Genomic DNA, 9,413 nt, shown 5'->3' on the forward strand with positions numbered 1-9,413 from the left:
TCGGTGGTGAGTCGTGGGTCGTGGCGCGCTACTCGGAAGCGTAGGGCGTAGGCGGCGCTGGGCTCAGTTGCCGGACGGGGTTGTGGAATCCGCGGGCGCGTCGGCGATGGGAACGGGACCACTCAGGAGTCCCGTGACCGCCGATCCGCCGTCGTCCAAGGACACGTCAACCGTGACGGAGACCGACTTCGCCGCGAAGACCGCAGAGTTCGGCGGCGTTGGGGGTTGCTCCCCCGGCTTCCAGCTCTGAGGGGGTGCGAGCAGTCGCGACTGGTTCCCATCGGCGTCGTAGAAGGTCGCTTCGTATCCCGTGATGGTGAACCCGGAGCCCGTCGGACCGGCGACTTCGAGCGGCGACTCCTGTTGCGCTTTCGTGATCGACCCGGACGTGTCGAGGGCTGCGCCGGTAACGGCAGCGGACTGATCATCCGTCGTGCAGAATGTCGATCCTGGTCCTCCACACGCACGCAACGTGAGCGAAACCGCGGTGTTACGGGCTCCCGACCCCGGCACGCCAACCCACGAATCGCCGGGCGCGAGGTCGACTACGGCGCCGCCGGTCTCGAGCCGGTAGTGGTCCACGCGACGGGAAGGGGCCGTCACCCGCAAGTTGAACTGGGAAGCTGAACCTGACTGCGGCACGAGACTGAGTGCCGGGGATACTGTCCCTTCGGGACGCTCGTACGTGACGGCGCTCGCGTAGGCCACGTTGCAGAACAACCCGTTCGACACCGTCACCGCGTAGGTCGCACTTCCTCCGTCGACACCACTGTCGGTGGCCGGGCTGCTGGACCCGATGGATCCGCTTGGGTTCGCGGAACAGTCGATGTTGTCAGACCGGAAGACGCCGTACTTCAGCAAGGGACCGCCCGAAGCATCGGCCGCCCCCCACGTGATCGTGACGGTCGACTTGCCGTTGCCATCAGCGATCGAGCTCGCAACTGCGTTCACGTTCGTCGGCTTGCCCGGCACGCCGACGGCGCTGCCCGTCGCACTGCCCTCGTTCCACTGGACGACGGTGTTGTTCCGGTCCGCGCCGTTCCGCGCCGACACGGTCACCGTGTACTGCGCGCCACTCTGCGCACCCCCGAACGACATGCTCGTCGACGTACCGGTGCTCTTGGTCGTCGAGATACCCGGACCGCTGATCGTCACGACGTAGTTGTCCACCGCGCTGCCGTTGTTCGGCGCGGGCACCGCGTTCCAGTTCACGTCGAGCTGGTTCGGCGTGTCCTGGTTCGGCTTCACGGTGATGCCCGTCGGCGGCGCGGGCACGTAGTCGGCGCTCATCGGCACCGACTGTGCGGACGGCTCACTGTCCCCGACGGAGTTCGTCGCGACGACCGAGAACCGGTAGGAGGCCGTCGGGTCGAGACCCGTCACCTGGCAGACGGTCGCGGTCCCGCAGTCCTTCGAGACGCCGTTCGTCCCCGTGACCCGGTACCCGGTGATCGGCGAGTTGTTCGCCTGCGGGGTCGCCCACGTCAGCGTCACCTGCCCGCCGTCGTACGACCCCGTGCGGGTCGGGGCCCCCGGCGCGTCGGGGACGTCCTGCACGGAGATCGTCACATCGCCCCACACGTACCGGTCGGGATCGTTCGTGGCGTCGGCGACCTGGTACTGCAGGTGCGCGTCCACCGGCTTCGCCGAGTCGGACACCCGGACCTGGAGCCGGGACTTGTCCGGGCTCGGCGTCACGCTCACCCCGGCCGGCAACCCGCCGCCGAGTCCGCGGATGTTGACGACCCGGAGGCGCTCGCCCGGGAACGGGTTCGTCGGCTGGTCGTTGGCGAGCACGTCGATGGTGGTCGTCTCGCCACGCTTCGCGACGCTCTTGTCGGCGCCGGGCTGCACCAGCGGACGCGTGGAGGCGACGACGGAAACGCTGACGGTCCCGGCGCGTCCGGCGTTCGCGTCGTCGGCGACGCCGATCCCGACCGAGGCAGTGGTGTCCTTCTGCGCGGTGTCGGCGACCTTCACGGTCAGCCGCTGCCCGGAGATCGTCGCGGCGACGCCGTCGGACGGCTGACTCACGATCGAGTAGCGGAGCTCCGGCAGGTCCTTCGGGTAGGGGTAGTCCGTGAGCTTCGCGAGGTCGATCGTCCGCGACTGGCCCGGCTCCATGTCGAGCGCGGAACCGGAGAACGCCGGGGGCTGGTTCGACCGCGGCAGCACCTTGATCGGGAGGACGAGCGTCGCCGTCCGACCCTTGCCGCCGTTGGCGGACGATCCGTCGGTGACCTCGAACGAGATCGACGCGTTGCCGTAGTAGAGCTTCGCGGACGTGAACTGCAGCGTCGAGGAGTCCACGACGAGGTCCTGCCCGTTCGCGTGCGTCGCCTTCACCGTGCCGTCGTCGGTGATCGTCGCGGTCCTGCCGTTCGCCGTCACGACGTAGTCCGACAGCGGGATCCGCACGGTGGACTCGCTCTTCACGGTGACGGCCGGCGCCGTACGGTCGATCTGCGGGAGCGCGTCGTCGAACCCCGGCACGTTGATGAAGCCGTACGAGACGACGTCCGGCCGGTCCTTCCGGGCAACCGAGAACGGGATCACCTGCGACTCGTCCGTCAACCGGACGACGATCCGCTCGTCGTCGGTGAGCCTGGCGGTGTCGCCGTACCCGTCGACCACGCCGACGGTGAGGTCGGCCGCGGTCCCCTCGGCGAAGAAGACGTTCTTCAGCACGTCGACCGTGACGCTCTGTCGCCGGATGATGTCCTGCAGGTCGAGCGTCGTGTCGTCCACCTCGGGACGCAGGGGCTGCGCGTCCTTGTCCACGGTAACGGTCAGGAACGCGGTGCTGGACCCACCGCTCTCGTTCGTCGCCGTGTAGAGCACGGCGAAGTCACCGCTCGTCGCCGACTTCGGCGGGGTGACGCGGATCTGCTGCCCGCGGAGCACCTTCGCCGTGACGGTGTCGTCGGTGGGCTCGGCCTTCGTGACGGTGAGCTGACCGCCCTCGGGGTCCGAGTCGTTCTGGAGGACGCGCACGGTGACGGACCCGCCGGGACGGATCGTCACGTGGTCCGCCTCGGCGACCGGGTTCGACGCCTGCTCAGCACGCGGGGCGATGCCGACCCGGACGGTCCCGGTGGCTCGAGCCCCCAGGGCGTCCACCACGGTGTACGTGAACTCGTCGGTCCCCGCGGAGTAGTCGCCGGCCTCGTACGTCAGGGAGTCCGACGACACGTCACTCACGGAGCCCTTGTCGGGGTTCGACCCGACGCCGACCAGCTGCACCGAGTCGCCGTCCGGGTCGATGCCGTTCAGCGGGATCGAGACGCGCACGGACTTCCCCGCGACCACGCGTGCCGTCACGGTCTGCGGGACGGGCGGGTTGTTCGTCGCCGTGTCCTTGTCGCGCACCGAGATCGAGACGGTGGCGTCGGCGTACTGCCCGTCCGGACCCGCGACCCGGTAGACCGCGGTGTAGCTGCCGGGCGTCTTCGGGGCGAGGTACCGCAGGTGGTCACCCGAGACGAACAGCAGGCCGCCGTCGCCCGGGACGTTCTGCACGAGGTCCGGTTCCAGGGTGAGCGGCTCGCCCTCGGGCTGCGTGTCGTTGTCGAGGACGGGGATGTTCGCCACGTCGCCGACCCGGACCGTGGCGCTGTCGGGCTGCGCGACCGGCGGTTGGATCCGGTCGGGCTTCGGGATCTCGACGACCGTGATGGTGCCGGTCGCGGACGCCAGGCCGTTGGTCTCGGTGTAGCCGAACGTGACGGGTCCGTCGAGCGGCGCCGTGAGGGTGATCCGGACCGTGTGCTGGTCGAGCACGCTCGCCTGGACGCCCGACGCCCGATCGGGGGCGTCGAGGGCGGTCACCAGGAGGACGCCGCCGGCCGGGTCGATGTCGGTCGCGGTGACGTCGGTGTCCTTCGTCGAGAGGGTGTTGACGAAGACCGTCTTCGGCGTGGTGATCGGGGGCGTCGAGGCGTCCGGCGGTGCTTGGATGGTCACCCGGACGATGCCGCTGGTCGTCTTCGACCCGTCGGTCACGGTGTACTCGAGCTGGTGGTCGCCCGCCCCCGTACCGACCACGCGGAACGTCCCGGAGTCGTAGCTCGGCGTGATGGTCAGCCCCTTCGACGACGACACGCTCGTCAGGGTCACCGAGCCGTTGCCGCCGCGGACGTGGTCGAGCGGATCGACGGTGAAGGCCTTGCCCGCGTACCCGGCGACCGGGAAGGCGTCGGCGTAGAGCGGGACGCTCCCCGCCTTCGCGACCTTCACGGTCAGGGAACCGCGGCCGTCCGCCTGCCCGTCGCTCACGACGAGCTGCACCGACCGGTCACCGGTCCTGCCGCTCTTGTTCCGGTAGTCGAGCAGGCCGTCCGGAGTCGTCGACACGGTGTCGCCGTCGGCGGCGGTCGCGGACTTCAGGTAGACCGGGTCGCCGTCCGGGTCGACCCAGTCGCCCAGGACGTTCGAGACCACGTGTCCGTTCTGCACGACGTTCGCGCTCGTGTCGCGGACCTGCCGCGGCGCGTCGTTCTCGGACGCCTGCCGGACCGAGACGGTGACGGTCGCGGTGTCGGACCCACCGTTGCCGTCCGTGATCGTGTACGGGAACTTCACCGTGCCGCGTGCACGCGAGGTGAGGGTGATCTGCAGTCGCTGGCCGTCGCCGACGATCGCGACCCGCCCGATCGACTCGTCGATCTTCCCGACCTCGGAGACGATGATCGGGTCGCCGTTCGGGTCGTAGTCGTTGAGCAGCACCGGCAGGCTCGTCGTGCGCCCGGGCCGCGCGCCGAGCGAGTCGTCGACCGCGACCGGCGGCTTCTGGTCCTTCTCGACCTCCGGGTCGTCGTTCGAGACCTGCTCCTGCTGCTGGTCGTCGTCCTTCTTGATGAGGTCGGCCCAGTTGTCGATGAGCTGACCGCTGCGGTCGATCGCCCAGGACCGCCCGGAGTCGGGGTCGTTCGCGACCACCGTGCTGCCGTTGTGCAGGATCTGCAGGCCGCCGCCGCTCGTCGCGTTCTCGAGGCGCTGCACCGCGCGTCCGTCACAGGTGTCGACCGCCTGCCCGCCCGCCCACGCGCCGTAGACGCACGATCCGTCGACGTAGGGTCGCGCCGCACGGCCGGACACCGCGAGCGGCGTGGCGTCGACGGCGCCGGACGGCGACACGCGGACGATCCCGGCCGTCCCGGCCACGACCACGCCGTCACCGCCGGTCGTGGAACGCTGCAGCGCGGGCTGGGCACCGACGCGGTCGCCAAGTTCGACGCGGTCGCCGTCGATGGCGAGGACGCCGTCGGTCCGGTCGAGCACTGCCACGTTCCGGCCGAACGCCGCGACCTGCAGGTCGTGGTCGGCGTCCATCCGGACCGTCCACTTCTGCGCCACCGACACGGAGGTGCCGAGGTCGACGAGGGAGGCGGTCGACGTCTTCGGGGAGTAGACCGCGACGTGGTCGTCCGAGGCGTCGAAGACGGCGTCGGCGCCCAGCGTGAGGTCCGCCTTGGTCGACGCGTCGAAGTCGGCGAGGTCCGCGGCGGGCGTCGTCCACAGCTCACCGGTGTCGGCGTTCCCGATGACCGCCGACGACCCCGCGAAGAACACCTGCGGTGAACCTGCGGGCAGGGTGACCGGGTCCCCCACGGTGGCGTCCGTGACGTCCACCTTCGCGACGGTGCCCTTCGTCTGGTCGACGCTGTACACCGTGGACCCGCGCTGGAGGACGGCCAGCTGGTCGGTCGAAGTCTCGACGGCCGTGTTGAGTTCGAGCACGCCGGTGTTGGCCCGACCGATCGCCCCGTACTGCGACGACGGGACCCACACGGTGCCGTCCCCAAGGTCGACCCGCTGCGTGTGGTACCCGCTCGACGTCACCGCGGCCGTGGCGACCACTGCACCGACGAGCACCGATGCAGCGGTGGTGATCGCCGCCGAGCGGTGTTTCGCGAGGAGCCCGCGGATCACCGGCCGCTCCCGATGGTCGCGCACCGCTGCGCGCTCGCTGCCCCGGTCTTCCCGTCGCGGTTGACCGCGACCGAGATGCACTCCTCGGCGCCGCGCTCCCCGGAGACCACGAAGGTGGTACCGGACTGCTGGCTGGACGCACCGTTGGACGACACCACGTAGGTGTCCCCGCTGCCGAGACCCGGATCCGACCAGCGGAACGTCACCGACGTGGCGGTCGTGGTCGCCCGGACGTCCGACACGACCGGGATGGCACCGCTGCCGAGTCGACCGACGACGACGACCGTCGCGACGGCCAGCGCCGCGACGACCAGGACGGTCAGGGACCCCGCCCACAGCAGCGTCGAGCGGCTCCTGCGGCGTGCGCGGGTCGTCGACCCGGTACGGTGCACGGTCCCGACGCTCTGCGCACCGATCGCCGCGACGCCGCCCTGCACGGCGCGGCGGGCACGACGACGCCCTCCGAGCCGCGACGGGGGCTGGAGCTCACGGATCATCGTGCGGTCGCCGTCGGGGGTCGGCGTGGCGACCGCCCAGGACTCGACCGCGACGTCCGCGGAGGTCTGCGGGATGCCGAGTTCGGCTTCGACCTGCTGGAACCCGCGGACGAGCTCGAGCACCGTCGCCGGTCGCTGCTGGGGTCTGCGGGACATCGCCGTGGCGAGCAGGCGTTCGAGCGTGGGCGGCACGTCCGTCCGCCCCGTGGGCTTCACACCGCCCTTGTCGATCCGGCCCATGAGGTCGCCAGCGCCGTTCTTGCCACCGCGGACCTCGAAGGGGCTCCGACCGGCGAGGAGCGAGTACACGGTCGCCGCGAGCGAGTACACCTCGGACTGGACGGAGCCGCGCGACTCGTCGCCGAGGACCTCCGGCGCCGACCACGGGATCGACATGCCGACGGGCTCGTCGGGGTCGGACTCCCCCACGGTGGCGGCGATGCCGAAGTCCGACAGCACCGGGTTGCCGTAGGCGGTGAGCAGGATGTTCGAGGGCTTGATGTCGCGGTGCAGGACGCCTTCGCGGTGGGCCGTCTCGAGCGCAGCGCCGATGCGGATCCCGATCGCGAGGACCTCGGACACGGGGATCGGCTCGCGGCGGTAGCGGTCGCTCAGCGACGACGAGCAGAGCTCCATGACGAGGTACGGACGCCCGTCGGCGGCCACGCTGGCCTGGAACACCGTGAGGATGGACGGGTGCGTGCTCAGCCGGGCCATCAGGTTCGCCTCGGCCTGGAACATCTGGCGGACCCGGTCGTCGACGACCTCGTCGAGGAGCACCTTGACCGCGACCTTGCGGGAGGGCATGTCCTGCTCGTAGAGGAAGACGTCCGCGAACCCGCCGGAGCCGAGGACGTGCACGGGACTGAAGCCCGGGATCACGGGCGGGTCGGACGGCAGTCGTCGCGCCATGCTCCCCTCCTCCCCAGCCGTCGGACGGCCGGCACGCTCGTCACGGCCATGTCATTCTACGGAAGGGCACCGACGCCGACCCGGGCGCCCCCTGGACCCCGTGAGCACCATCGGCCCCAGTTCGGGGGTCAGTGTCGCGGCAGCGTGTCCTCGACGTCACCGTCGTCCGGAGCACCGTCGACCTGCAGCACGACCACGGTCACGTTGTCGCGGCCACCCGCGACGACCGCGTCGCCGACGAGGCGCTCCGCGAGCTCCTGCGCGCCGTCGACCCGGGCCGCGATGCGCGCGATGCCGACGTCGCCGAGCTCCTTCGTGAGACCGTCCGAGCACACGATGTAGCGGTCGCCCTGCCGCAGCGGCAGCGTCCACCAGTCCGGCTCCGGCGGCTCGCCGAACCCGACGGCACGGGTGATGACGTTGCTGTCGGGGTGTCGTTCGGCGTCCTCGGCGCGGAGGAGTCCGGCGTCGACCATCTCCTGCACGACCGAGTGGTCGACGGTCACGCGACGCAGTACCCCGTCGTCGATCCGGTAGGTCCGGGAGTCACCGACGTTGAACACCAGTGCCGCCGGCTGCCCCTGCGTCGCCACGAGGGCGATCCCGGTGACCGTCGTCCCCGCGCCGATGGCGTTGCCGCCCGCCGCCCGCTCGATGTCCGCGGTCGCGAGCAGGAGGGCACGCTGGATGCCCTGCCGGGTGGTGAACGGCTGCTCCGACACCTGCGCGAGGCGCCGCACGACGGCGTCGCTCGCACGGTCGCCCGCCAGGTGTCCCCCCATCCCGTCGGCGACGACGAAGAACGGAGCGCCGACGATGTAGCTGTCCTCGTTGTGGTCGCGACGGCGACCGACGTCGGTCGCGGCTCCCCACGAGAGGGTGAGGACGGCGCCGTCGGCACCGGGGACGTCGATGGCGTGCGCGGTGGCTGCTCGGCCGAGTTCGGTCACGTGTACTGGATCGCTCTCTGGGGGTGGGATGCACGGCGGTCGGGGGCACGGCGGTCAGGGAACCGCTACGGCCGGTCCGGCGGGACGGGGACGGGATCCGCGGGCTGCACCCGGAGGTGCGGCGAGAGGATCTCGACGGCGTTGCCGTCACCGATCTCGACAACCGTACCCGTCAGGACCACCGCTGACCCACCCGATGCCAGACGGAACGGCTTCCCCGCGACCGGGCGGACGACGGTCCCGTTGGTGGAGCGCAGGTCCTCGACCACCGCTGCCTCGCCGGAGGCCTGCACGAGCAGGTGCGAGGAGGAGACCTGTCCCGACGCCGAGCGCACGGTGACGAGCAGCGGCTCCGGTCCGCGCACGATGCGCGGCAGCGCGGGCCGCCGGCCCACGACCACGGGGCGGTCGAGCCGCAGCACGTGGTCGCCGATCCGGACGGACGGCGTGCGCGTGCTGCGTGGTTCTCCGTCCTGGAGGCCCGGTGCCGGCCCGGCGACCGGCCCGCCATCGGTCCCGGGTCGCGTCGGAACGCCCTGCACGGGCTGGTCGGGCTGGTCGGTCGGCGCCTGCGGCGCGCCCGCTCGGCGCACGATCGTGTGCTCGTCGGGGAGCGCCACGGAGCGCTCTCGCTCGTCGCGACGAGGGCGGACGATCGTGTCGCCCAGCGGATCGTCGGACGGGTCGCCGACACCGAGCGGCCTCGGCCGGATTACCGTGTCGCCCGCCGGGTCGGCCGCTCGACGCCCGCGGGGGCGGACGATCGTGTCGCCGAGAGCGTCGTCGCCCGCGACGGGCCCGTCGGATCGTGGCCGGATGACGGTGTCGGCGACGTCGTCGGCGTGCTCGGTGCCGCCGTCATCGTCGCGGCTGCCGTCAGCGGTGTCGTCGTTGCGCACTGGGCCCCTCCCTGGCTGCTGCTCCCACCGTAGACGATGCGGTCCCCCGACCGCGCCGCCTCCGGTGTCACCACGGGTCCCACGCGGGCGACACCCCGCACCGGACCATGCGGAGGACGAGCGACGCCAGCGGGTCATCTGCCGCCGTCTCGAGTGCGTACACCGCCCGGGTCCGGGCGCGCTCGGCCGAGCCGAGCCCCCAGGCGCACCACGCGGCGATCGAC

General features: G+C 71.4%; 4 protein-coding genes. All 4 read right to left on the bottom strand.

Going from position 1 to position 9,413, the window contains the following annotated elements; genetic code table 11:
- Nucleotides 1-63: 63 nt before the first annotated feature.
- The 4 genes from ACSW7Y_RS05590 to ACSW7Y_RS05605 all read right to left on the bottom strand — a co-directional run bounded on the left by ACSW7Y_RS05590 (nt 64) and on the right by ACSW7Y_RS05605 (nt 9,189).
- Complete coding sequence (locus tag ACSW7Y_RS05590) at nt 64-5,931, bottom strand: Ig-like domain-containing protein (protein ID WP_438125340.1); 5,868 nt, start codon at nt 5,929-5,931, stop codon at nt 64-66.
- Complete coding sequence (locus ACSW7Y_RS05595) at nt 5,928-7,340, bottom strand: serine/threonine-protein kinase (protein WP_438125341.1); 1,413 nt, start codon at nt 7,338-7,340, stop codon at nt 5,928-5,930. Before ACSW7Y_RS05595 ends, ACSW7Y_RS05590 begins: the two co-directional genes overlap by 4 nt.
- A gap of 128 nt (nt 7,341-7,468) precedes the next feature.
- Entirely contained in the window at nt 7,469-8,290 is an 822-nt protein-coding gene (locus ACSW7Y_RS05600) for a PP2C family protein-serine/threonine phosphatase (RefSeq protein ID WP_438125342.1), read from the bottom strand.
- Nucleotides 8,291-8,355: 65 nt separating this feature from the next.
- Nucleotides 8,356-9,189, bottom strand: a complete 834-nt coding sequence (locus tag ACSW7Y_RS05605; RefSeq protein ID WP_438125343.1) for an FHA domain-containing protein — start codon at nt 9,187-9,189, stop codon at nt 8,356-8,358.
- Nucleotides 9,190-9,413 lie beyond the last annotated feature (224 nt).

It is taken from the genome of Curtobacterium flaccumfaciens (assembly GCF_051548005.1).
Lineage (GTDB): Bacteria > Actinomycetota > Actinomycetes > Actinomycetales > Microbacteriaceae > Curtobacterium.